The sequence below is a fragment of the Paenibacillus rhizovicinus genome, from assembly GCF_010365285.1.
In the GTDB taxonomy this organism is placed as follows: domain Bacteria; phylum Bacillota; class Bacilli; order Paenibacillales; family Paenibacillaceae; genus Paenibacillus_Z; species Paenibacillus_Z rhizovicinus.
The window spans coordinates 5,407,379-5,432,785 of sequence record NZ_CP048286.1; the positions used below are offsets into that span (position 1 = coordinate 5,407,379).

Sequence of the window (25,407 nt, forward strand, 5' to 3'; positions counted from 1 at the left end):
AACGCAGGTGAGGGAAAATGAATAGAAACAGCCGCTGGAAGCTGGCGCGCAGCAATTGGGACATGTATGCGCTGCTCATACCGGGATTAATCTTCTTGCTCTTGTTCAAATATACGCCGATGTACGGCGTTGTGATCGCCTTTCAGGATTTCAATATCTTCAGCGGCATCAAAGGGAGCGAGTGGGTGGGCCTGGATCAATTCCAGAAACTCGTGCACTCGGACGATTTCTACCAGGTGCTGACGAACACGCTGCTCATCAGCTTGTATAAGATCATCATCTTATTTCCGATTCCGATCGTCGTCGCGCTCCTGCTCAACGAGGTTCGCAAGATGCTGTTCAAGCGAGCGATTCAAACGATCATTTATTTGCCCCACTTTCTGTCGTGGGTAGTGATCTCCGGCTTGTTCGTGACGCTTCTGTCTCCGACGGACGGGCTGGTTAACCAGATCATTACCGCCTTCGGAGGGAAGCCGCTCTCCTTTCTGCAGGATAATTCGTTATTCCGAAGCGTCGTTGTCTTCACGGCGGGATGGAAGGAAGTCGGCTGGAACGCCATTATCTTCATCGCTGCCATCGCGGGCATAGATCAGGAACAATATGAAGCGGCTTCCATCGACGGGGCCGGCCGAATTCGCAAAATGATTTCGATCACGCTTCCAGGCATTATGCCGACGATCGTACTGATGTTTATTCTTCGCATCGGCAGCCTGCTTGAAGCCGGAACGGAACAGATTCTAACGATGTACAACCCGCTCGTCTACGACTCGGGCGACGTGATCGGGACCTTCGTTTACCGGATGGGTCTCGGCCAACAGGATTACAGTTTCAGCACGGCGGTCGGGCTGTTCAACTCGCTTGTCGGTTTTATTCTGATCATTAGCGGCAACATGCTCAGCAAGAAGTTCTTGAAGAGAAGCATCTGGTAGGGAGGGCAATGACATGCACAGCAAAAAAATCAACGAGTATGCGCTCGACACCGTCATTTATGTGATTTTGATCGCGTTGGGATTGTCGACGCTTGTTCCCTTTATCACGGTGTTATCGAAATCGGTCAGCGAAGAATGGGCGATCACTTCGGGGAAAGTCAATCTCCTTCCCGTCGGCTTCCAGCTGGATACGCTGCAATACGTCGTGACGAACCATCAATTTCTGCACGCCATGCTCATCTCGGTTCTCGTGGCCGTCATCGGCACGCTGGCCTCGCTGCTGATTACGGCGATGACGGCTTATCCGCTCTCCAAACGCGAACTGCCGGGCATGGGCATCGTCATTGTACTGTTTGTCTTTACGATGATGTTCAACGGCGGCATTATTCCCAACTATCTGCTTATCCGGCAGTTGAACTTGATAGATAATCTGGGTTCTCTTGTGCTGCCCGGCTTAATCAGCGTATTCAATATGCTCGTCATCAAAAGCTACTTCGAAAGTCTGCCGCAAAGCTTGGAAGAGTCCGCGAAGCTTGACGGCGCGCGCAACTTTACGATTTTGTTCCGGATCATGCTGCCGCTCAGCGGCCCCGTGCTCGCGACAATCGGACTGTTCTACGCGGTTTATTATTGGAACGATTATTTCAACCCGATGCTGTACATCAACAGCACCTCGCTGAAGCCGCTTCAGCTGTACTTGCAGGATATCGTAATGAACGCGGATTCCTCGAGCTTCAAGATGAGCGCGGAGGACATGATGAACGTGCCGGCCGAAGGAGTCAGGGCGGCGACCGTGATTGCTTCTACCATTCCGATCCTGCTCGTCTATCCGTTCCTTCAGAAGTACTTCATTAAAGGCGTACTCATCGGCTCCGTGAAAGGTTGAGCCCCAACGATCTCGTCTTCATTTCTTGAAGCTAGCCGATAATTAGGAAAGAGATACTCTTCGACCATGACGGCTGAGCCTAAAGATTGATGATAAATTATAACTATATGGAGGGTCATGCATGAAACGAATGACAAAAATGCTTTCGATCGCTGCAACGACGGTAGTTCTGGCTAGCTCCCTGGCCGCATGTTCATCGAATAACAACGGAGGCAATAACTCGGCATCATCGAATGAAACGGCAGCAACGACAGACAATTCGGCAACGAATAACAATGCTGCGGCGACGGATACCAGCGCCACGCTTCCCACGCTCAAGCGGCTCGATGTCTTCCAAGGCGAAGATTATGCCACGTATCCGGCAGGGAAGCTGCTGGAAGAGAAAACGGGCTACAAAATGACATACGATATGCTTCCGCAGGATAACCCGACGCAAAAGCTGAATCTGCTTATGGCATCCGGCGAACCGTACGATATCGTGACCACGTACAACGACATGGCCATGTACTCCGATTATGCGAAGAAAGGCGCTCTTACCGATCTCACGCCATTAATCGATCAATTCGGTCCGAATATCAAAAGCGCGATTTCCCAGCAATCGAGGGATGCGCTCAAGGTGGATGGCAAACTGTACGGCATTCCGAACATTATCACGTATCCCGTAGGATTCGGCATTCTTATCCGTACCGATTGGCTCGATAAAGTCGGCATGAAGATGCCGGCATCGACGGATGAATTCCAAGCCGTGCTGCAGGCGTTCAAAGATAAAAATCCGGGCGGCCACGGCAGCCAAGACGTTCCTTTCACGCTCAAAGGCGACCTGCCGATGATCGATGATCTTGTCGGCGCTTTCGGCATGCCTAACCCTTGGAACGATGTCAATGGACAGCTTACTCCGCGCTTGCTTGATCCGTCCTTCCCGGATTACGTGAAATATGTTTCCGGCCTCTACGCAGGCGGGCTGCTGGACAAGGGATTCGTCGTCAACAAGGATGCAACAGCCAAAGAAAAGTTCTCCAGCGGTAAAGCGGGCGCGATCGTCGTTCACTGGGCCGACATTCCGGGCATTTCCGATGCGCTGACCAAAGCCGCTCCGGATGCGAAATTCGCTTTTGTACCGGCCCTTAAAGGCCCTAACGGCAAATCCGGCTTTGGCGCGAACAAAGGCTTTGACCGCCTTAGCTTTGTTCCGAAATCCGCGAAGAACCCGGAAGACGCAATCAAATGGATCAATGCAAGCCTTGAACCGACGACCTTCAAAGAACTTGCTATAGGCGTGGAAGGTACGCATTATACGGTCGATAACGGTGCGTACATGCCGATTCTGCCGATCTTCAACGACGAGCGCAATCTGGCGAACGATTATATGGTCGGAACGGACGAAGCTAACTATCCGCAATACTGGCAGGCGCGCGTTCATAAAGATCCGGTCATGTTCGAGGCATTCGACACGCTCAACAACAAGACAGCGGATGCGGATAAAATTCTCAACCAACTTAGCGTAGCGCCGTACCTGGAGGCATACTCGAAAAACAACCAGAAGCTTGAGACGATGTCCGGCGATTATACAGTAAAACTTATCGCGGGCGCCGAGAAACTCGATGGCCTGGGCGATTTCCAGAAGAAATTCAATGCCGAAGGCGGAGAAGCGAGCATCAAGGAAGTTAACGCTTGGTACGCGTCGAAATAAGGAATCGTTCCGCAGGGAGGGCTTATTCCAAAGCCCTCTATTGCTTTCTAATTGGAGAGGAGACAGAACACTACTATGACGACCTATACCTTCACACGCGAAATCGAGACTTACAAGCAGGCTGACGTCGTTATTATTGGCGGAGGACCGACCGGTACGGCCGCTGCGATCAGCGCATCCCGCTGCGGCAAGAAAGTCGTGCTGCTGGAGAAGACGGCACAGCTCGGCGGCATGGGCACCATCGCTAACGTGAGTGTGTTCATGCCGATCGGCAACGTGACGGGCATATACCGCGAACTCATTGCCGAGATGCTGGCGGAGTCGCTTCCGGCGGGCCATGACGAATCGATCGCGCCGCAATATTCGCCGTTCCTCATGCGCCACTATATGAATGAGAAGATGAAGAAAGAAAAGGTGGATGTCTATTTCCACTGCGAATTTATCGGCACGATTCAGGAAGGCAGCCGGATCAAGGCGGTTATCGTATCTACCCGGGAGGGATTGAGAGCATTCGAAGGCGCGACGATCATCGACTGTACCGGCGATGCACGCGTCGCGATCGAAGCCGGCGTTCCCTATACGAGCGGCCGCGAAAGCGATGGACTGACCCAGCCGATGACGCTCATGTTCATGATGCAGGACACCGGCAAGCCGGTAACTCCGCTATTGCCGGAGGGCTGTTATGACTATCAAGACGTAGCCGATCTTCCCCAAGGCAGAAGATTGTATTGGGAACAGAACAATGACGGCTCGCTGCTCGTCAACATGTCGCGCGTCAAGGCGAATGGAGCCAAGATCGAGGACAGCAATTACGCAGAGACGGAAGCGCTCAGACAGGTGTTCTCCATTGCGTACTATCTCCAGAAGACCGGCTTCGAGAATTATGCGCTTACTCATATCGCTCCCCAGACCGGAGCTCGCGAGACCAACCAGATCGTAGGACGCTATACGCTTAACGAGCAGGATCTGACCAGCGGTGCTAGATTCCGGGATGTCGTTGCGCAGACGAATTACGAGATCGATATTCATAGTCCGGACGCGAAGAAAACGACCGACGAACGGCGAATCGACGGCTATGATATTCCATACCGCTGCATGGTACCGGAAGCGTTCGATAATCTGCTCGTGGCGGGCCGCTCGATTTCCGCAACCCACGTAGCAATGTCATCGATGCGCGTGCAGGCAACCTGCTATGCGCTTGGGCAAGCTGCGGGCGCGGCTGCTTCTCTCGCGATCGACAACGGCTGCAAAATGGAAGACGTGCCCATGGACAACTTGCATGGTATATTGCAAGATCAAGGTGTTAAGTTTATGAAATAGAGAAACGCCCGAGAAGGAGGACAAGTCATGTATAAGCTGCTCATTGTCGATGACGAGATTACGGTCAGAATGGGTTTGCAATCTTACTTCAATTGGTCCTCTTTCGGCATTGAAATCATGGGGGAAGCGGATGACGGGGACGTAGCCTTCGAGATGATCGAACAGGAAACGCCCGATCTCGTGCTGACGGACGTCCGCATGCCGAACATGGATGGAATAACATTGTCGCGCCTAATCAATGCGCATTATCCGTCCGTCAAAATCATCTTCGTCAGCGGGCATGGCGACGCGGATTACTTGAAGTCCGCGATGAAAGTCAGCGCGGTCGACTATATCTTCAAGCCCGTAAATCTGGAGGAGCTAAGCGCCGTGCTGAAGCGGGTCGTGAGCGATTTGGATGAGGCGCGCGCCGAGCAGGAGCGGCAGGAAGAACTGCAGGTCAGGCTGAAGGAAGGGATGCCGCTGCTGCGGGAGAAGTTCCTGCTGTCGCTCATCAACAGCGGTGTCCAGAAGCAGGACATTCGCGAGCGGATCGATTTTCTCGAGCTGAGCCTCCCCGAGGATGCTTGTTATTGGATGATCGTGATCTCGGTTGACGATTTGGCTAATGTGGAGAGCGTCCGAAGCGAGAGAGACCGGCAGCTGCTCTGGTATTCGATCGGAAACATTTGCGAGGAGCTGATCGACAGTTCGATGGGCGGCTATGCGTTCGAGCATCATACCGGTGAATTCGCGGGCATCCTACGCATGAACATGGATTACGAGGCATCCAGCGATGCAGCGGAAGTGCTGCTTGAACTGGCCGGTATGATCCGCGATAATCTCGAACGTTGGCTGAAGATCAGCGTGACCATCGGGATCAGCGACCGGGTAACCGGCCTCGGCAGCTTGGCCAACTGCTATAAGCAGGCTCGCGAAGCGGTCAATCATAAGTGGTACTTGGGCAAAAACCGCATCATTACGATGGATAGCCTGGAAAGCCCGGACATGGACACCGGCAGCCCCAGCCGGTACGAATTCGTCTACAATGAAGAGCTTATCTCTGCGCTAAAAGCGGCAGATGCCGGTCAGCTGCGGGAAGTGCTGGCATCTATCTTCGCAGACCTGAATCGCAACCGTCCAGACGGATTAAAGTACGGGCGCAACGCATGCATGCAGATTTTTCTGGCTGCAGGCCAACTGCTGCTGGAATTCAACATGCAGTCGGAAGAGCTGGAAGCGGCGGAAGCCACGGTGTGGGAGTCGCTGTTCGAGCGGGAGACGCTCGGAGAAATCAGCGAGATTCTGCAATCATATCTGCTTGCCGTCTGCGAGCGGATCCGCGAGAAGCGCACGGGCAAGGTCGCTAATCTCGTCGAACGTGTCCGGGCGATTATCGACCGGAATTATGCAAACGGCGGCTTGACGGTAACGGATATTGGCAAGGAAGTCTTCCTGACGCCGACGTATGTCAGCCTATTATTCAAGCAAGAGTCGGGACAGACGGTAGGCGAGTATTTGACGCATGTCCGCGTAGAGAAAGCGAAGGAGATGCTTCGCGATCCGCAATACAAATTTTACGATATTTGTTATGCGATCGGTTACACGGATCCGAGCTACTTTACCAAGCTGTTCAAGAAGGCGACGGGCCTGACGCCTAGCGGCTACAGAGAGAAGTATGTATAGGCAGGCTGAAGGAGGTGCGCCCCATAAAGCGACCGTATAAGAAGGAAGGCGGCGGATGGATTCGTCGCCTTCTTCGCCGTATCGCCATTCCCCGCCAGTGGCTGATCGCTTATATCATACTGATCGTTATCCCTGCTGCGGTGATTTTGTACGGGTACTATGAACGCTCAACGACCATTCTGAAGAATGAAGTCATGCGGACGATGCAGCTGACATTGGCGCAAGCCGGCAGCAATTTATCCTATCGGCTGGAGCATATCGAAGAGATAAGCGATGCCGCCTTCATGAATAATAAATTGCACCAATACTTATCCGTCAGCGACACGGACAGCCTCGTCGAGACTCAGCTTGAAGTGGTCAAGGACTTGCGGAACTTGGTCGAATCCGTGCAATCCAACTCGGACGTGTTTCGAGTAAGGCTGTTCGTGGACAAGTCGAAGCTGTACGCGGGGGAGAAAGTGAACTTTTTCTCGCTGGACGGCTTAATGGGCAATCCGTGGTATAAGGATATTATTGCGGCCAATGGCAGTATCGTATGGAGCGGTATTTATGAGCAGGCCTACCTGGAAGCGGGGAATGTGAACGTGCTCTCTTCCGCCCGGATGCTGCGCGATCCGGATCATTACGATCAAATTTCAGGCGTCATGATGATCGACGTCAAGGAGCAGATGGTCAGCGATCTGTTGTCCGCGCTTTCGTTCTCGCCGGAGACCGAGGTCTACCTCGTCGATGCGAAGGGTACGATCATCTACCATCCTGACCGGACGCGAATCGGAACCAAGGTGGAGCCGGAACTGAGCGGGCGTTTAAATGAAAGCCAAGACAGCGATGGACATGCCTTCCGGCTGAACAAGGAGTCGGATGAGGTAATATACACGACGGTCTCGCCTACTAACTGGAAGCTGGTGGCGCGAAATAAGGAAGGGCAGCTGTCGCCGCAGGCGGTAAAGATGACGCAGCAGTCCAGTCTGACTTCCCTATTGGAATATTTCGCGTTATTCGTCCTACTGCCGTTCGTTCTGCTGGCGATTATCGTCCGCGGCATGAATCAAAGAGTGAAGAAGGTCATTACGGTCATTCGAAGGGAAGGGACGGAGAGCCTGGACGAGCTGCCTCTCGCGTCCAACAGCGATTTCTTCGTGCTGGAACGCAGCGTTGACCATCTTATCCTTCGTGTTCGCACGCTGGTCGAAGAGAAATACCTGGCCGAGATTCATGAGCGCGAGGCGCAGTTACAAGCGCTCCAGGCTCAGATTAATCCGCATTTTCTATACAATACACTCGATACGATCAATTGGATTGCCATCGGCAAGGGCGCGTCGGATATCAGCCAAATGATCGACAGCCTAGCGAAGTACTTCCGCTTAAGTCTGAACAAGGGCAAGAGCATTGTCAGCGTGGAAGACGAGGTTCGGCTCGCGGAAGTCTACTTGAATATTCAGCAAAGCCGGTTCCCGAATACGTTCGATGTCCGGATTGACGTGGAGCCCCCAATCGCCGATTGTCAGATTCCCAAATTGATCATGCAGCCGATTATCGAGAATGCGCTGCTGCACGGGATTCGGAAAATGAAGCATAGGCGTGGACTGATCTCGATTACCGTGAAAGAAGCAGGAGGTGATTTAGTGATTTCCATATCCGATAACGGGATCGGAATGGACGAGGAACGCAGCCGGCAGCTGCTATGGGCAGCCCCGCGGCCAGAGGAGAAGACGGAGGGCATCGGCAGTTCCTATGGTCTGTTCAATGTCAATGAACGCATCAAGCTGTATGCCGGCGATCAATACGGACTCGAAGTTGCGTCCCGGCTTGGCGTCGGAACGACGGTCACGATCCGCCTCCGGGCGGAATGGCGGCCGACGGACTCCGTGTCATAATCGCGTTGCGCTGCCCGTATAAGGGGAGAAATAGGGGGAGAAAAAAGCCGGACGGAACACTCGCGCGAGTGTTCCATCCGGCTTTGCCAAGATCGGCTGCATTCAATACAGCAGCCCGAATAGCTTGTACAGCACTTTCGCTGCTTCGGCACGCGTCAGTCTGTCCTTCGGGCGGAGTTTACCGTCGCTGCCGGCAATGACATCGGCAGCGATCAGCTTCGCCGCGCTGTCCCGTGCATAGGCGGATAATTGGCCGGCATCCTTATAGGCTGACAATTCGGCCATGGCGGCGAACGGCTTGCCCGACAAAGCGAAAGCCCTGTCCAGCAAAACCATCATATCCTGCCGCGTGATCGGATTCTTCGGCTCGAAGGCGTTATCGGCCGTGCCTGCAGCCAGTCCCAGCGTCCGGGCGGTCATGACCGCGTCGTAATAATAGTCCGACCCTTTCACGTCGCTGAAAACGACGCTGCCGCTTGCGGGAGCCGTTCGCCCCAGCACGCCGATCAGCAGCTTCGTGAAATCCGCACGCGTGACTTGCGCGTTCGGATCGAAGGTATCTGTGGTCCTGCCGGTAATAATGCCTCTTATGGCAAGGGATTCGATCTCTTTGACCGCCCACGAGTTACCCGTATCCGAGAATGTCATCGACGCCGGCGCAACCGCAAACCTGCTGAAGTGATTCGCGTAGAAGCCGATCGTTCCCGCAGCCGCGTCATAGCGGCTTCCCGGCATGACATGCCATCCGTTCGAGTCGTCCACGTAATAGACGAGGAGGTTGTCCGGATGGCTCTTCTCTTCAACTGTCGGCTCGTATGGCAGCATGACGTGAACCGGCGTCAAGTCATTGCTCCAGGCAATCGGCTGACCGTCCAGCTCAAAATGGATATCCACCGCGAGGCGGCGGCCGGATTGATCCGCGGCATCCGCGGGCAAGGCCGCTCCGCCCGCCTTCTTCACGACTAGCGTGACCGCCGACGCATTCCCCGACTGCTGCTTACCGATGGCGCCGGCCGGAATCTCGATCGTTCCCAGCGAGGTCCGGATGAGAAGCTTCTGCTTTGCCGCCGTTTGGATCAGGTCGACGGGAAACACGATCGCGGCTTCTTCCGCGCGCGACGTTTCGCTCGTCAGATCGAAGGCGAGGACGGTGTAGCCGTTCGCATCCGTAACGGCCTGCTCCAAGGCATTCGCGATGGCGTTGGCATCCAGCTTCACCGTCGCTCGGCCGTTATCCGGATCAATGATCGGGTCCGTCGCCGATGTTCCGCCGCCACCGCCCTGCGTTCCGCCGCCGCCCGGCGTACTGCCGTTTCCGGCGGAAAGCCGCGTCACGTGAGCGATGGCATCGGGCGCCGTCGTCTCCTTCGCCGCGCCTCCGTTCGCCGTAATCGTCGTCACGCTCGCTTCTTTCAACGTCACCGACGCAGCCGCATCGCCTTCATAGCCGAACACGACCGTGCAGACGTTCACCGTGCCGGCATAGTTGTTCTTCGTATCGAAGAATCCGAAATAGGAGATGCCGTTCTTCTCCAGCACGTTGACCGGCGAGCCCGTAATGCCCGAGCCTAGCCGGACGCTCTTGATCTGCAGCCCCGCGTCTAGCTGCAGGCCGAATTCGGCGCTGCTGAACGCGGCTTTATTCGTAACGAGTATATCCAGCGAGAATTCGTTCGCGCCGCTTGGCACTTGGACATCGCGCTGCGAGAATTCCGCCTTCTGAAGCTGGCCGTCCGCGAAGGCCGCAAGCGGATAGATGAAGCAGCACACGGCCAGTAAGGCCGCGATTAACTTGACTCTCATGATTGAACGCCCCATTTTGCTTGAAAGTGAGGCAGAACGCGCATCCCTGCGCGTCCTGCCGTCCCGGAAGAAGCAGGATGACATCCTGCGGCCGGAATTATAGCTGCGCGTCCAAAATGCGAGCCATGATGATCGTAAAGTCCGTCGTGTCGACGACATCGTCGGCATTGACGTCCGCCTGTCTGGCGCTGCTCCAATCCGCATCCTGCGGCGTCGCGCGGTAATAGTCCAGCGCAAGCGACAGGTCTGCCGCCGTCAGGCGGCCGTCTCCGTTCACGTCGCTCAGATCGGCGTACGACCGAAGCATGACCGATGCCGAATCGCCGTCCTTGGTCGGCACGATATCGGCGTTCTCGCCGCTCGACGCGGTCGTCGCGCTCAGCAATCGCAACTCCGCCTGCACGCTCTTCGCGTTCGGATCCAGCGGATCGAAGGTCAGCTTGATAACGTCCGTATATGACGTTGTTGTCAGCGAAGTAGGGAAGCCGGCCAGAACATGGACGGTACCGCCGCTGACCCGGTTGTCGATGACGGCATCCGGCGCATCGACGGCTTCCACGCTGCGCAAGCTGAATTTCGAGCTGTCGAAGCCGAAATCGGCGCTCACGGCATTGAGCTTATCCGCGCCGTTCACCGCCAGATAGAACGCGATGCTGCCGCCGTCTTCTTTGATCACCGTGGCGTTCTTCGCATAGAGCTTCACGCTAGGGACCGTCGCTCCGCCGTCGCCGTCGCCGGGGTTGACGGGGGGATTGCCGTCGCCGCTGTCCGTACCGAGCAGCAGGACGTAGTCGATCTTCAGGCTGTCGAAATTGTCCAGCTCGTCGTCCTTGTTGATCTGCAGCTTCAACGTGGCGCCTGCCGGAATCCGAACGTCATTCAATACAACATAGCCGTAGCTGTTCGACCAGGAACGGCCGTGCTGCGCAAACAGGATGTTCTTCTTGACCAGGACATCGTTGACATACAGGGAGGCCTTCTGATCCGATTGCCAGCCTTGGTAGACGATCGCGATGCCGTCATCCGCCTTGGCGACGTTCGTAAACATCAATGCGTTGAGCGATTTATACATCACCGCGAACGCTCCGCCGGATGCCCAAGGATCTCCGTGATACCGGAAGGCGCTGCCCGCGAGAACGCCGTTCTCGCCTTCGAGCTTCGCGTAAGACTCGCCGCTGGCGACGATGTCGGCAGGCTCGATCGCAGGGGAGGTTTGAGGCGCGCCGTTGGGATTCCACAGCTCGCTGAACTTCGCGGATGCTTGTGGGAACGTCACGGTATCGTATAAATCATGGTCGCCGTCGCTTGCCGATACGTTGAAATACACATGCCAAGCCACGTTGTTATTCTCGATCCAATCATGCATGTTCTGGATGAAGACGGGGTTGTCCCCGCCGCCCATATCGTCGGATCTCGTTGCGAGACCCCACTCGCAGATCCCGAGCGGGACGCCTTGATCCGCCGCGAAAGCGGCGATCATATCAAGTCCCCAGTTGGCGTCCGAAGCTTCGGCGTTCCAAGCCAATTGCTGCAATCTCGCTCTATCGGCAGGGGAAGCCGTTTTGTAGGCCGGGCCGTACAAGGATTGCCCGTTGCTCTGCGCCCAGGTTTGGTCATAGTGGTCGATGCCGATGAAATCCACGTAATCCCGCCCAGGGAAAGCGGCCGGAAGATCGACGCCCCAGACTGCGGTCGACGGATTCCAGACGAATTTGAAATGCTGCCCCTCGATGCCGCGGAGCGTCGTGACGAATTGACGGAACGCTTCGGCGAAGTCCGCGCATTTCTGTTCGTGGTCGGGTTCGTTGGCATTGCCGACCGTCCAATAGTACCAGCCGCCGTTGAACTCATGCCCGAAGCGGATCATGGCGTTGTCCATGCCAGCCGCGATCAGGTTCTCGCCGAGCTGGCGGTAATACGCGTTGTAGTCGCCGTGCGCCGCGGCCGCCAAGCTGCCGCCTGATTTCGGGAATGGATACGTCGCCCATAACATGCTCTGCGCATAAGGGGAATCCTTCCAGGCGGCCAGCCGGTTGCCGCCCTCCAGGTCGGACCAAGTATTCTGTTCGAGGAAGTCCTCGGCCAGGTACGGGGTCGTCCCGGTCCACGTGCCGAAATCCGTTACGCCGTCCGGGTTACGGTCCCATGAATACGCGCCCAGATTGGCGATCCCTTCGTACTGCTGCGCCGGCGGATTGTCCGATTGATCGGGATAGCGGACGAACACGCTGCCTTTGTCGCCGCTCCAATATTTCAGCTGTTCCTCGAAGCCGCCATTGCGCAGCAGGTTTGCTCCGCCCGCAGGGCCGAAGGCAACGTCGTCGATGTACATCGTTCCCGCCGCTTCCGATTGGGGAAGCACGTTGCCCGCGCTGTCCGAGATCGAGAATACGATCGTGCCGGAGTAAGCGCCCGAGTTGAAACTCGTCGTCACGTACGTCCAGACATCCGCCGCTTTCGGACGCATGAAGTGCAGATTGTCGCCGCCGCTGAGCTTGGCCACTTTGATCGTTACGGCTCCGCCGCCTTTAATCCAGGCGCCGAAGGTATAGTCCGTATTGGCGGTGATGCCGCTTATCTGCTGGGTCGCGGTTTTCCAGTCGGACTTCAGCCCCTTCGTGATCGCTTGCATGGAACGGTTGCCCGCGTAGATATTCGTCGCGTTGCTTGGATCCGTCTCCAAGTAAGTCGTCGCGTCGTCGCTCGGGTCCTGCGGATCTACCGGGTCCGTAGGCTCCTCGGGCGTCGTCTGATCGGTGGAAACCACGGAGAATACGTCCTTCAAAGTATTGTTCCAGCCGGTGACGTTTTGCTCGAAGCCTGAATTCTGCAGCAGGTTGACGCCGGAATCCTTCACGCCGAAGTAGGCGTCGTCCAGGTACATCGTTCCCGCGACCTGATCTTGCGGGAAGGCGGTCGCCGCGCTGTCCACGATGGAAAATACCATTTTGCCGGATTTCGCGCCGGAATTGAATTCGACGCTTTCGTACGTCCATTCGTCCGTCGCGACGGGGCGCTTGTAGGTGACCGTCGATCCGTTCGACGATACCTTCATCGTGACGATGCCGCTGCCCTTCACCCACATGCCGAAGGAGTAGTCCGTGTTCGCCGTAATGCCGTTCACTTCTTGCTCCACGTATGCCCATAAGGACTGTTCGCCTTTAAGCGCTCCTTTCAGCATGTACGTGCCGGAATGCGGCGTCACGGTCTCCGCGCCTCCGTCATCCTCCGCTGCGAAGGCGAACGCTCCCGGCATTACCGTCAACATCAGGATTACCGTGCACGCGATCGCGAGCATCGCTTTGAGTTTCTTGACCCGTTTCATCAAATCATCCTCTCTCTGACTTGTTAATAACCGCACGGAAGGTACCCGCGCGATTATTGACGCAAACCTGAAATACTACTACATTTTAGAAAAGAAAGCGCTTAAATTATAGTTTCATTTTAGTTTCAATTATCGCTTCGAATCTCATGATCGCGGCTGTTAATAGAGAGGATGCGGCACATGCCCAGAAAAAAACAGGTGACCCTGCAGACGATCGCCGATGACCTCGGGTTGACGATCCACACGGTGTCCAAGGCGCTGCGCGGACTGCCGGGCATGGCGGAGGCGACGCGCAAGACGGTGGCCGGCCGGGCGCGGGAATTGGGCTACCGGACGAAGGAGCAGGAGACGGGGCTGTTCGGGGAGAGGATTCCGGCGGTCTACGGGAAGCCCAGGCGGTTCGCGATGCTCATTATTGGCGAAACGAACTTTCACCGGCTGCAGCTGGAGGGTGTCCGGATTCGGTTGAACGAGCTTGGCCACTCGCTGTATCCGCTGATCGTTCCGGGAGGCTTGACCGAAGGCGCGGGCTTCCGGCAATGGCTCGACAAGAACGACCTGTTCTTCGCCGATGGCTTGTTCCTGACCGCGGCGATTCCCGAATGGATGGAGACGCTCCTTCTGCAGCTGCCGGTCCCCAAGGTGCTGATTAATTATCCGCCGGACCTGGCGGAAGTGGACAGTATCATTTGGGATGTGGAGTATGCGGTTCAGCGTTCCATGGAAGAGCTGTACCACCATGGCCACCGCCGCATTCTGTACGCGGTCGATATCGAGCCGCTGCGCGGATTCCGCCTGCGCTGGAAGGCCTTCAAGGATGCGGCAGAGCGGCTGGGGCTGGAAGGATTGGGAGATCCCGGCGAGCATGTCAATAGTCCTGCCGGAGACAGAACCGCCTGGCTCGAGAACCTTGGCGGTAAACTAAGCTCCGGACGGTTCACCGCGGTCATCAGCGCCGTGCCGAACATGGCGGAGTGGATCTATATCGCGGCAAGCTTCCTTAAACTCAACATACCGGAACACTTCTCGCTGATCGGGATGGAGAACGAGGAGAATCCGTATTTTCCCGACATGTCGAGGCCCTATCTCCTCGTGCGGGAAGTCGGCGAACGGGCGGCGGAGCTGATGCTGCGAAGAATCGCCAACCCGCTGCTGCCGTTCGAGCAGGTGCGGCTCAAAGGCGGCTTTTACGCCGGGAGCACGATTCGCACGATCCGATCCTGAATCTCCAAACAACCAGGTCGTCGAGAGCCCAGTGACTTTCGTGTCGGATAACGGGCCTCCGCGATTCGCCACCGCATTCGTGAGGATCATCGCGGAAGAAGAGTAATTTAAGGCCACAATTCCGGTGCTGTTGCCGGAAATTGCGGCTTTTTCGTTTCTATGGATCGACCGTTCAATTACCCTCGCCGATTCGGTTTCAGATGAGCATGACAAGGCTCAATCGCTATTGATAGGGAAACATTCATAGCGAGCCTATCGGAATCCCAATTCAAGCTAAATCACTGAGAGCTAGAATAGGATCTTCTTGATGGATCAGTTATTTTCGAGAAACGGAGTTTCCGGATAACCGATGCCAACCATGCCGAAACCATGGAAATACCGATCGAAAATACGCAGACAACGGCAAAATGAAGCAGGCTGCTCGTAATAAACAGCCTTTCCAAATGCGTTGCTTCGGCTGCGCCTCGAACAAGAACGATGGCTAAAGGATGTAAAACATACACCCATGTCCGCCACTCGCGAAACCTTCTGCTTGCAGGTACCTTCCACTGCAGGGACCAATGGAATAGAAAATAAGTGGCAGGCAACGCGAACACATACATGCTGTCATGCCTCGGAAAGTCCGCCGAATGCAGGAGCATCCCCTCTGCGAGCATCAATCCAAGCGATGCGGAGAATAAGGTTGCATTGACGATTGCCGGTCTCGCTGAAGCGGGTTTCTTGGCGGCCCAAGCTCCTAGAGCCAAATAAACGGGGGCATAGAACAGACCATTGCGGGTGTAATCAAATACTGTAAACATGCCCTCATAGATTGGGTTGAGCCAGCTGCTATCGCGCATGATGCCATAGTAGCTGTCTCCAAGCAGTCCAATGCTATATAAGAGGCTTGCGGAAGCTAGCATGGCTTTGAACGGCATGAACTTGTACATCACGAATGTAAGGATCAGGCCAATAAGTAATGCAGGCAAATACCATAGATGATAGAAGGTCCCGTCGAACACGATGTCCTTCAAGAGCGAATACGGAGTCAAGGAATCGGTAAAGTAACCCATGTATAGATTCAGCGGAAGATATAGCACGATTGCGATTGCATATAACTTTAAGATTTTCAGCAGATAGCTGCGCAGAGCCGTTCGATCCGTTGACGGGTTTCCTGTCAGCTTGCGGAACAATAAGAAACCGGCCGTCATAAAGAAGATCGGCACGGCAATGCGGGTAAGCAGACCGCTTACGAGAAAATCGGCTGTAGCGCTGTAAGATTGAAGCGGGCTCGTATGATTGGCAACGACCATGAGAGCGGCAATGAATTTGAGCCAATCGAGACCGCCGTAATTCGATTTAGCCATAGGCACGCCTGCTTTTATCCCGAAATGCCGTCACAATAAACCCGTCTACGTTATTCCCCGATAAGAGATAGCGATCGCATAATACAACAGGAATGGTTGTATAAGCGCCTGCGTCCGCCGGAATGTAATAAATGTCTACGAATGAATGGTTATCCTCGAATAGAAGATGGTCGTTATCGTAGGTGCAGCTTCTGAGTGCGTCGATATATTCCTCGAAGCACCAATTTTGCCGTTCCATAATCTCGGCATGCGGATAACCGATATACCGGAAATGCCATGGCTCGCATGAGATTTGCGTGAGGGCTTCTTTCCCTTCCTTGTAGCGTTGTATGAAACCAAAGCCTGCGGCGAGCTGCTTGAAGGACTTATATACGCCGGAGTCCGGAAAAGCGGGCGCGATGAAATCGACATCCTTGCGCAGCATGCCAACGTCGATGGCCAATCCCGTTTGATGCTCGCTTCGATCAGGCAAAGCGACATAGCGTGCGGTGTAATCTGCGCCGTTATCGGCCAATGAAGCGGTATAAATTTGCTCCTGATCTTGCTTGGTTCTATAGCCGCTTACAGCAATAATATGGTCTATTCCTTGACTAGCCTCGAGCAGTTCAGTCAAATGACGTAAACAGGTCTGCTCCAGCAGTATGCCTTGTTTCAGTGTATGGATAGCCGGAATCGAGCTTAGCGGGATTAAACGATCGGAAGAAATCGTCTGTTGAATGGGATTCTCGGGATTGATCAGAACCAGATGCCCTTGGTGTATTCCGGAATTTGCAGCCTGAATCGTACGAATCGTTATATGACGGCCTGATTGATTTCGTTTGGCCAGGTTTGTTTGTCCCATCTTGGACGCATCTCCTCGAAATCGTTGTAGGTTCTTACAATTCTAACTCCAAGCGAAGTGGATACTTCCTGCGCCACGCTTCCGATATGGACGGCAAGCTCCGAGAATGTAATGCGCTGCTCGCCCTGGGAGCCGATTAAGGTAACATGCGTGCCTTCCGCACAAGGCCCCGGAAGCTTAATCATCAGCTGGTCCATGTAGATTTTGCCCACAACAGGGGCGCGCCGCCCGCCGACCAAGACATCCGTGCCTTGCATCCGCTGCGTCCAACCATCGGCATAACCGATCGGAACTGTTCCGATCCATTCATCCTCCTCGGCCCGATAAGAATTGTCGTAACCGAGCACTTCGCCTTTGGCCAGCTGCTTCACCTGGATAAGTTGGCTGTGAAGGCTTAAGGCCGGATTGAGCTTAACGGGACAGGACAGCTGCGAAGGATAGAAGCCGTACATCGCAGCTCCGATTCGGACCATATCCATCGCCAGATCCGGAAACCTCAGCGCCGCAATGCTGCCCGCGCAGTGATAATGACGGATGTCCAGACCCGAAGAAGAACCCCAAGCTTTCATCTCGATGAAGCGGGAAGCCTGCTGATTCAAGAAGCTGGTATCGGCCAGTCCCGCCGTTGCGAAATGCGTATAAAAACCGTCCACTTCGACATCTTCGGACCGCAGCCACGGAACAAGCTCATCCCATTCTTGTTTCGTGCGGATGCCGATTCGCCCAAGTCCCGTATCCATCTTGACATGAACCCGTAGCTTGCTTTCGGAGCCATACGGCTTAATGGCGCGCATCTCGGAAAACCTCTTGGCACTTGTGACGGTTAAGGCTAAATCATGCTTCAGCGCCAATTGCACAAGCTCAGGCTGGATTGGCGTCAACACGAGGATAGGATGCTTCAATCCAGCATCGCGCAGCCGGATTCCTTCTTCCAGATAGGCAACCGCTAAATAATCCGCACCGCCCCTAATCGCGGACATAGCCGACTCGATGTCGCCATGACCGTAGCCGTTCGCCTTTACGACAGCCATCAGCTTCACTGTATTTGGAAGAGATCGGCGGATGTTCAGCATATTCTCGCGAATACGGCTCAAACTAATTTCAGCCCAAGTGTTTCTTAACATCCCGTACACCTCGCTTATTTCCTATATTGAATGGTTTGTTTGTCTTTGTGCCTGGAGATCGCGTACCCAATTAATTGTTCAATCAGCTCGGAATAGGATGTTCCGTCCGTGCGTTCCCACATAACGGGATACATACTGAAATTCGTGAATCCGGGTAACGCGTTAATTTCGTTGAGATACAATTGGCCTGCTTCGTCAAGGAAGAAGTCAACGCGGGCAAGACCCTCGCAGCCATGGGCTTGATAAGCTTGGATAGCCAACGTGCGGATTCTCTGGGTCAGACCATCGGGCAGCTCGGCGGGAATTGACATGGCAAGCCGTTTGTCCATGTACTTGGATTCGTAATCGAAGAAGAGATGATCATGTATGAATTCGCCGGGCAATGAGGCAAGAGGCTTGTCATTGCCGATAACTGCTACTTGGATTTCCCGGCCGATCGCCTCGCGCTCGATAACGAGCTTCTTGTCATAGGAGAATGCCTCTCGGATACCGGCGATCAGCTCCCCGCGGTTCGTGCATCTGCTAATGCCGATACTGGAACCGAGGGAGGCAGGCTTGACATAACACGGATACCCAATGGAGTCTTCCGCTTGAAGCAGCAGCGCTTTCTGATCCGTTCTCCATTCCTCGTAACGGCACGCCAGGTACTCCGTCTGACGAATGCCGGCTTGTGCGAGCACCTGCTTCGACATCGCCTTATCCAACGTTAACGCGGAAGCCAGCACGCCATTCCCGACATACGGGACATTCAGAAGTTCCAGCAGTCCTTGAACGGTGCCATCTTCTCCGTTCGAGCCATGTATTAGCGGCAGTACGACCTTGTCGCCAGGCATAGCCATCACGCCGGATAGGATTTCACCGATGGACGCGGCAGGGTCGTGAAACTTGGGCTGTACGATCAAGCGTTCGACCGTTAAATCTTTCAGGGTATGTTGCTCCGGCGTGCACCACGAGCCGTCTCGCGTAATATACACGGGATAAATCTCGAATCGTCTTTCATCAAGGGAACCAAGGACGGTAACGGCCGTTTTGAGCGACACTTCATGTTCGACGGATTTACCGCCGTATAGCACGTATAGCTTTGTTCTCATATGTTCAAACCTCCGGGTTTATTCTTGTCCGTTGCTCTATAACAAAGGATAACGTGCGAGCCCGGAGCAGTTCGTAATACATCCTGAAGAAAACCTTAAGAATTTCTTATTTGTGTTTCGGAGCGATCCGCTACGGAGAAGATTTCTGATACACTGTAGCCACGTTCATTAACCAAATTAGATGGAGGCATTTATGAACACCATTCAAATTTTGATCACGGATGACGACATGGAGATCGCCGAGCTGATCAAAATCTATCTGACAAACGAAGGATATCAGGTGCTAATAGCCGGCAACGGCCGCGAGGCAATGGAGGTGATCGCCAAGGAGAATGTCCAATTGATGATTCTCGACGTGATGATGCCAGAAATGAATGGCTTGGAGGTTGTTCGGGCAGTACGTGCGCAGTATGGCATTCCGATCCTGATGCTGAGCGCCAAAGCAGAGGACATGGACAAGATTATGGGGCTGACGACGGGCGCGGACGATTATATGGTGAAACCGTTCAATGCGCTTGAGCTGATTGCTAGGGTGAAGTCTCTGCTGCGCAGGTCCATTTACTTAAATACGCAGCTTCAAACGGCACAGGAGCAAGACATCATTCAGATTCATCCTCTGAAAATAAGCAAGAAATCGCATACCGTTACTGTGGAGGACCGCGGCATTAATTTGACGTCCACGGAGTTCGATATCCTCTATTTTCTGGCAAGCCATGCGGGTCAGGTGTTCAGTGCGGAGGCGATATTCGAAGCGGTATGGAAGGACAAGTTTCTGGAGTCCACCAACACCGTAATGGTTCATATCAGCAAGCTTCGGGACAAATTGGATAGCGAGCTGGGCGGCGTGAAGCTGATTCAGACCGTATGGGGAGTAGGGTACAAAATTGAGCCTTAAACCGTGGAATAGCCTTCGATTTAAAATGTTATATTTAGTCGGCATTAGCATGCTTGCGTCCGTCTTGACAGTCGGTTTGTTATACCTGGTTGCGGCCAACGCATATAGTAGCGAATATCTTTATCTCCCCCCTATATTGAGGATGGCTCTGAATCAGTTCGGTCTTTTGGCTGCGTTTATTATTTCCTTCCTTTTTTTCTTTATTATGTATTTCTTCCTGCTCAGCCGCTCGACAATCCGTTATTTATTAAGTATTTCGCAAGGAATCGAACAAATCGCAGGCGGGGATTTTGATACGCGTTTACCGATACAAGGAAATGATGAGCTTGGGGGATTGGCGGAAAACGTTAATAAAATGACCGTTCAGCTTAAGCTCTCCATCGAGGAGGAGCGACGCGCGGAACGGACCAAAGTCGAACTTGTTACTAACGTTAGCCACGATTTGCGGACACCATTAACGTCAATCGTCGGGTATCTGGGGCTGATCGAAGCGGATCGTTACCGAGACGAGGTGGAGCTTCGGCATTTCGTACATATCGCGTACGAGAAATCAGTTAGACTGAAAACGATGATCGACGATTTGTTTGAATATACGAGGACGAGCGGAGGGATGGCACTTCATCCGTCTCCGATCAATCTTGTAGAGATGATTGGCCAATTGGCGGCACAATTCCGTCTCCAATTTGAGCAGGCGGGGATGAAATGCAGCTTGGCACAGCCAGATCACCCCATCCGAATCGATGCTGACGGGGACAAGCTTGTACGGGTATTCGAGAATCTAATCGACAATGCCATTCAATATGGCAAAGATGGCAGACGGATCGAAATCGAAGTCAGGAACGACGGGGTGCAGGCAGTCGTTGAGATAGCCAACTATGGCGAGCCTCTGCAAGCATCGGTCATTCCATTGTTGTTCCAACGGTTTTATCGCGGCGAGCAGTCTCGTTCCCGGAATACCGGCGGCTCGGGTCTGGGTCTCGCAATCGCCAAGAATATCGTCGAGCTTCATCATGGCACAATTTCCGCAGCGAGTGCAGAAGGCAAAACCGCTTTTATGGTGAAGATTCCGCTCGCAAGCAGCAACGATGACGCTGATAATAGGCGATGAGCAAAAAAAAAACCACTGGAAAAGAACAGCCCACTGCTATGCATAGTTGGCTGTTCTTTTTGTATTTTTCGCAATCCCACGTTCCTCACCTGTGGAAGAGCGGCTCAATAAACACCTGAAAGAGCTTGTCTTTAATTTCATCCGGCGAATAACCGCGATGTTGCCTTTGGAAAATATAAACATCAGGACGCAATAACGCCATGATGCCATCCGCCGTAAATACAGCGTCGAGGGCGGGGTTCTCGGTATTCTTCGCGACTTCGTTCAATAATTGGACGATAACGGAATGAATGGACTCGTAATGCTCCGAATAGAAAGGGACGTTTTGCTGCTCATCGCCGCCATTGTTCGCCTGGATGGCTGCAAGAACGGGAGAATGCGTCTCAAGCGATTCCAAATGATACAGAAGTACGGTTTCCAAACGATCTTTTATCGGACTGGAGGTATGGTCTCCCAAAAACGATTGGATCCGATCGTAGTTCTGGATGCAGCTTTCGCCGATGAGATCCCAGCACAATTCCCCTTTGTTGTTATAGCTTCGGTAAAGCGTGCCTTGACCGACTCCAGCTTCCCGGGCAATCTGACGCATGCTGACATGCTCGACCCCATATTCGGCGAATAAAGCAGCGGCCTTTTCTAAAATGACTTGTCTGCGTTCTTCCGCATCTTTGCGAAGGTTTTTCTCCATCATTATATTTCCCCCCGTGTTTTAATATTATCCAATTGACAACCGGACTGTGGTCCGGTTATATTGTTTAACAAGCGGACCGCGGTCCACTAAGAGCTCGAATAACTCTTATTAGAACATATCTTATCCATCTTGTACAGGCAGGTAGTCGAGTGTCCGCGATCGCCAATTCGATTAGAGGAGGAACTAAAATGTCCAATCATCAACAGCAAGCCAATCATAAGAAAATCGGTGTAGGTATTATCGGAGCAAGTCCGTCCAACCCGGGGTGGGCTGTCGCAGCGCACATCCCGGCGGTTCAAGCCTTGCCGGACTTCCGACTGGTTGCGGTGAGCACGAGCAACCGCGAATCCGCGGATGCCGCAGCCGAAGCGTTCGGCGTTCCCGGATTCGATAATTACCAGGATCTGATTCAGCATCCTGAAGTAGACCTTGTCGTGATCGCCATTAATGTGCAATACCATTACGATATCGCTCTAGCTGCTATCGAAGCAGGCAAAATGGTATACAGCGAATGGCCGCTAGGCATGTCCACGGAACAGGCGCAGGACTTGGCAAACCGTGCCAAGGAGGCAGGCGTTCGGACGTTTATCGGCTTGCAGGCGCGCTACTCTCCGGCAATCCAACACGCCCGCGATTTGATCGCTCAAGGCTATATCGGCAACGTACTCGCAACTACATTATCCGGCACGGGCTTGATCTGGGAACCCGTCACGATCCGGAAATTCGCTTATACGTACGACGTGAACGCCGGCGCGACCATGTTGGCGTCCGCGGGTCTTCACGCCATCGACGGGCTGAATTACGTGCTCGGCGATTACGATAACGTGTCCGCGAAGCTGGAAGTTCGTCACCCTGAGGTTCAAATCGCGGATGATGGGACGACGCTCAAAGTGACGGCTCCGGATCATATGGCCATCATCGGCACGCTAGAAAGCGGCGTGTTGGCAACGACCTTATACCGCAGCGGAACTTCGCGGGACTTCGACTTGCGTTGGGAGATCATCGGCACGGACGGCGAGCTTGTCATTACCGCCGATTTCAACGGAAATATGCAAAATACCGAGCTGAAATTGAGGGGCGGCAAAGGCGAAGACAAGACGCTCGGCGAGATCGTCATTCCAGACCCATATACCGAAGATATCAAATCGATTCCCGAAGGACCGGCAAGATCAAGCAACATCGGGAAATTTTACGCGAGCTTGGCTAAAGATCTTCGCGAAGGCACGAATGAAACGCCGGACTTCGCGCATGCCGTCAAACGCCACCTGTTATATGACGCGATCATGACGGCTTCCCGTACCGGAGTCGAGCAAAAAGTGAACTAAACGAATTGCACATGAAACGCAGCGGCTAAGATACAACCGGAGAGGAGAGGTTTTTCTTCCTTTCCGGCAAAACATCCAGAAAGCGGGGGAAATTCATGAAAGTAGAGGTCTGGACGGATATCGTGTGTCCGTTTTGCTATATAGGAAAACGTAAGTTTGAAGAAGGGTTAAAGAATTTCGAGCATCGCGATTCGGTGGAACTCGTATATCGCAGCTTTGAGCTTGATCCGCACATGGCCGTTCACGTAAGCGATGATATTTATGGGCTATCCGCCAAGAAATTCGGATCGACCAGAGCGCATATGAAAGCAGTGCATGATGATATCACAAAGCGTGCGGAACTAGACGGTCTGACGTTAAATTACGATACTGCAATACACACGAATACGTTTAATGCGCACCGACTACTGCAATATTCGGCGCAATTCGGCAAAACGAACGAATTGTTGGAACGGTTGTACAAAGCCTATTTTACCGATTCCTTGCATATCGGGGACGCGAATACGCTTGTGATGATTGCCAAGGAGGTCGGACTGGACGCTGCAGAGACGGCCGCGATGCTGGACAGCGAGCAATACGCCGCCGAAGTAAGGGCGGACGAGCTTAAAGCGCAAAAGTTAGGTATTCGAGGCGTTCCTTATTTCGTAATTAATGAAAAACACGCTATCTCCGGGGCGCAGACGAAGGAAGTCTTCGCCGAGGCGCTGGAGAAAGCTTGGGCGGAAGAGCATCCCGTCGTTCAATTTCGTTCCGCAGCCGGGGAGACGGAAGTGCTCGCCTGCTTAGACGGTTCATGCGCCGTGGAGCACCAAGAATTACAACAACTAAACAAGGAGAGTTAATGACGTGGGCGATCGGATTTCTAAAGCGAATAGGTTGTTATTGATTTTAGTTTGTCTTGCGCAATTTCTGGAAGTCATGAATTCATCCACGGTAACCGTGGCGCTGCCGGCGATTCAATCGGCGCTGCACATGAATGCGAATAATTTACAGTGGATCGTCACGGCTTATGTCCTCACCTTCGCTTGTTTTCTGCTTATCGGCGGACGTGCGAGCGACTTGATCGGGAGGAAACGCGTGTTAACGCTCGGGTTAGCGATTTTTGCAACTGCTTCGCTTGCCGGCGGATTCGCGATGAATCCGGTTTGGCTCATTGCGAGCAGAGCGATTCAAGGGATCGGCGCCGCGCTGTCCATTCCCGCGGCCATGTCGCTCATTAGCACGTCGATTCCCGAAGGCGCGCAACGGAATAAAGCTTTTGCCATCTTCGGCGCGTTGGGTTCGGGCGGATTCGCGGCGGGATCAATCGTTGGCGGGCTGCTGACGGATTCGATCGGCTGGCGCTCCTTGTTTTTCTTGAACGTCCCGCTCGGGGTTGCGATCATACTCGGGTTAGCGTTTGTCAAAGAACGGCCGATGGAGCAAAAGAACAAGCAATCCATTGATTTACCCGGCGCAATTGCCGTGCTGTTAGGCATATTCATTCTCGTATACGGGTTGTCCATGCCTGATGTCGACGGCAGTTGGCCGACCGTGAAAATTGCAACCTTAATCGCCGGAGCGCTTATTATGGCCGGATTCGTCTTCATCGAGAAATACGCCGAAAACCCGCTCATGCCACTGCGGTTGTTCCGTATCGGTTCGCTAGTATCGTCGAATATTATCGGATTCTTAATGTATTCCTTCATGACCGCATTTATTTATTTCTCGACGCTGTATTTTCATGCGCTTGGCTATTCTTCATTAATAACGGGCTTGGCTTTTCTGCCGCTCGGCGTATCGTCCGTTCTAGCCACCCAAATCACGCCTTACTTCATGCGTATATTCGGAGCGAAAATATTGTTGATTGTTTCGCAGCTCGTTAATGCACTCGGCTTGTTCTGGTTAAGCACCATGTCCATGGACAGCGTCTATGCCGCATTTATTTTACCGGTCTTCATTCTATTAGGCCTCTCGACGGCAGCCGGATTTACGGCTATCATCGTAGGTTCCGTGAGGGATGTGCGACTTGAGGAGCACGGCGTGGCAGGCGGTATCGTAAATACGTTCCTGCAGCTAGGAGGCAGTCTCGGATTGTCTATTCTGGCTACGGTCGCGAGCTCGGTGACCGCTTCGGCAACCGATCCATCGTCCAACGAAGCGATGCTGTCGGGATTTCAAACGGCATTAGTCGTTGGCGGTTGCTTTGCGTTATTCGCTTTGCTCTTGGCCTTGCCAGGCATGAGAAAGAAAAAGGCAGCGTTGCAGCAAGCTTAACAAATCGTGAA

Annotated in this window: 19 protein-coding genes; 12 read left to right on the forward strand and 7 right to left on the reverse strand. The window is 53.7% G+C overall.

What is annotated here, in order from left to right; translation table 11 throughout:
- Nucleotides 1–17 precede the first annotated feature (17 nt).
- The 6 genes from GZH47_RS24160 (at nucleotide 18) to GZH47_RS24185 (ending at nucleotide 8,367) form a co-directional block, all read left to right on the forward strand.
- Nucleotides 18–929, forward strand: coding sequence for an ABC transporter permease (locus GZH47_RS24160; RefSeq protein WP_162643582.1), 912 nt, complete (start codon nucleotides 18–20; stop codon nucleotides 927–929).
- A gap of 13 nt (nucleotides 930–942) precedes the next feature.
- Entirely contained in the window at nucleotides 943–1,815 is an 873-nt protein-coding gene (locus tag GZH47_RS24165; RefSeq protein WP_162643583.1) for a carbohydrate ABC transporter permease, read from the forward strand.
- 121 nt (nucleotides 1,816–1,936) lie between these two features.
- Complete coding sequence (locus tag GZH47_RS24170; protein ID WP_162643584.1) at nucleotides 1,937–3,505, forward strand: extracellular solute-binding protein; 1,569 nt, start codon at nucleotides 1,937–1,939, stop codon at nucleotides 3,503–3,505.
- 75 nt (nucleotides 3,506–3,580) lie between these two features.
- Nucleotides 3,581–4,825 (forward strand): FAD-dependent oxidoreductase, encoded by a 1,245-nt coding sequence (locus GZH47_RS24175; protein WP_162643585.1) that lies wholly within the window; start codon nucleotides 3,581–3,583, stop codon nucleotides 4,823–4,825.
- A gap of 27 nt (nucleotides 4,826–4,852) precedes the next feature.
- The gene (locus tag GZH47_RS24180) at nucleotides 4,853–6,490 is read left to right on the forward strand and encodes a response regulator transcription factor (RefSeq protein WP_162643586.1); all 1,638 of its coding nucleotides are present in this window, start codon (nucleotides 4,853–4,855) and stop codon (nucleotides 6,488–6,490) included.
- A gap of 14 nt (nucleotides 6,491–6,504) precedes the next feature.
- Nucleotides 6,505–8,367, forward strand: coding sequence for a cache domain-containing sensor histidine kinase (locus tag GZH47_RS24185; protein WP_192043541.1), 1,863 nt, complete (start codon nucleotides 6,505–6,507; stop codon nucleotides 8,365–8,367).
- A 102-nt stretch (nucleotides 8,368–8,469) separates the two neighbouring features.
- Here the strand turns inward: GZH47_RS24185 and GZH47_RS24190 are convergent, their stop codons facing one another.
- Nucleotides 8,470–10,170 (reverse strand): S-layer homology domain-containing protein, encoded by a 1,701-nt coding sequence (locus GZH47_RS24190; protein WP_162643587.1) that lies wholly within the window; start codon nucleotides 10,168–10,170, stop codon nucleotides 8,470–8,472.
- A gap of 97 nt (nucleotides 10,171–10,267) precedes the next feature.
- Entirely contained in the window at nucleotides 10,268–13,495 is a 3,228-nt protein-coding gene (locus GZH47_RS24195) for a glycosyl hydrolase (protein ID WP_162643588.1), read from the reverse strand.
- A gap of 180 nt (nucleotides 13,496–13,675) precedes the next feature.
- On the opposite strand from GZH47_RS24195, the gene GZH47_RS24200 reads away from it, so the two are divergent.
- Nucleotides 13,676–14,719: a substrate-binding domain-containing protein gene (locus GZH47_RS24200; protein ID WP_162643589.1), complete on the forward strand. Its 1,044-nt coding sequence runs from the start codon at nucleotides 13,676–13,678 to the stop codon at nucleotides 14,717–14,719.
- A 278-nt stretch (nucleotides 14,720–14,997) separates the two neighbouring features.
- On the opposite strand, the gene GZH47_RS24205 is transcribed toward GZH47_RS24200, so the two are convergent.
- Genes GZH47_RS24205 through GZH47_RS24220 form a run of 4 tightly spaced genes read right to left on the reverse strand, consistent with a single transcriptional unit; the run spans nucleotide 14,998 to nucleotide 19,121 of the window.
- Nucleotides 14,998–16,065: an acyltransferase gene (locus GZH47_RS24205; RefSeq protein WP_162643590.1), complete on the reverse strand. Its 1,068-nt coding sequence runs from the start codon at nucleotides 16,063–16,065 to the stop codon at nucleotides 14,998–15,000.
- Nucleotides 16,058–16,906 carry a D-alanyl-D-alanine carboxypeptidase family protein gene (locus GZH47_RS24210; protein WP_225446185.1) on the reverse strand — a complete coding sequence of 283 codons (849 nt, stop codon included), beginning with the start codon at nucleotides 16,904–16,906 and terminating at the stop codon, nucleotides 16,058–16,060. Before GZH47_RS24210 ends, GZH47_RS24205 begins: the two co-directional genes overlap by 8 nt.
- Nucleotides 16,858–18,030 (reverse strand): alanine racemase, encoded by a 1,173-nt coding sequence (gene alr, locus GZH47_RS24215; RefSeq protein ID WP_162643591.1) that lies wholly within the window; start codon nucleotides 18,028–18,030, stop codon nucleotides 16,858–16,860. Before alr ends, GZH47_RS24210 begins: the two co-directional genes overlap by 49 nt.
- 14 nt (nucleotides 18,031–18,044) lie before the next feature.
- Nucleotides 18,045–19,121 carry a D-alanine--D-alanine ligase family protein gene (locus GZH47_RS24220; protein ID WP_162643592.1) on the reverse strand — a complete coding sequence of 359 codons (1,077 nt, stop codon included), beginning with the start codon at nucleotides 19,119–19,121 and terminating at the stop codon, nucleotides 18,045–18,047.
- 193 nt (nucleotides 19,122–19,314) lie between these two features.
- On the opposite strand from GZH47_RS24220, the gene GZH47_RS24225 reads away from it, so the two are divergent.
- Complete coding sequence (locus GZH47_RS24225) at nucleotides 19,315–20,016, forward strand: response regulator transcription factor (RefSeq protein WP_162643593.1); 702 nt, start codon at nucleotides 19,315–19,317, stop codon at nucleotides 20,014–20,016.
- Nucleotides 20,006–21,124: a sensor histidine kinase gene (locus tag GZH47_RS24230; RefSeq protein WP_162643594.1), complete on the forward strand. Its 1,119-nt coding sequence runs from the start codon at nucleotides 20,006–20,008 to the stop codon at nucleotides 21,122–21,124. The genes GZH47_RS24225 and GZH47_RS24230 overlap by 11 nt, the downstream gene beginning before the upstream one ends.
- 85 nt (nucleotides 21,125–21,209) lie before the next feature.
- Here the strand turns inward: GZH47_RS24230 and GZH47_RS24235 are convergent, their stop codons facing one another.
- Nucleotides 21,210–21,815, reverse strand: a complete 606-nt coding sequence (locus GZH47_RS24235) for a TetR/AcrR family transcriptional regulator (RefSeq protein ID WP_162643595.1) — start codon at nucleotides 21,813–21,815, stop codon at nucleotides 21,210–21,212.
- A 188-nt stretch (nucleotides 21,816–22,003) separates the two neighbouring features.
- Between GZH47_RS24235 and GZH47_RS24240 the strand changes: the two genes are divergently transcribed.
- From GZH47_RS24240 to GZH47_RS24250, 3 genes are all read left to right on the forward strand, one after another.
- Nucleotides 22,004–23,140, forward strand: a complete 1,137-nt coding sequence (locus GZH47_RS24240; RefSeq protein WP_162643596.1) for a Gfo/Idh/MocA family protein — start codon at nucleotides 22,004–22,006, stop codon at nucleotides 23,138–23,140.
- A gap of 95 nt (nucleotides 23,141–23,235) precedes the next feature.
- A complete protein-coding gene (locus tag GZH47_RS24245) occupies nucleotides 23,236–23,982 on the forward strand; it encodes a DsbA family oxidoreductase (protein ID WP_162643597.1) in 747 nt (248 codons plus the stop codon).
- A gap of 4 nt (nucleotides 23,983–23,986) precedes the next feature.
- Nucleotides 23,987–25,396, forward strand: coding sequence for an MFS transporter (locus tag GZH47_RS24250; RefSeq protein WP_225446186.1), 1,410 nt, complete (start codon nucleotides 23,987–23,989; stop codon nucleotides 25,394–25,396).
- Nucleotides 25,397–25,407: the final 11 nt, after the last annotated feature.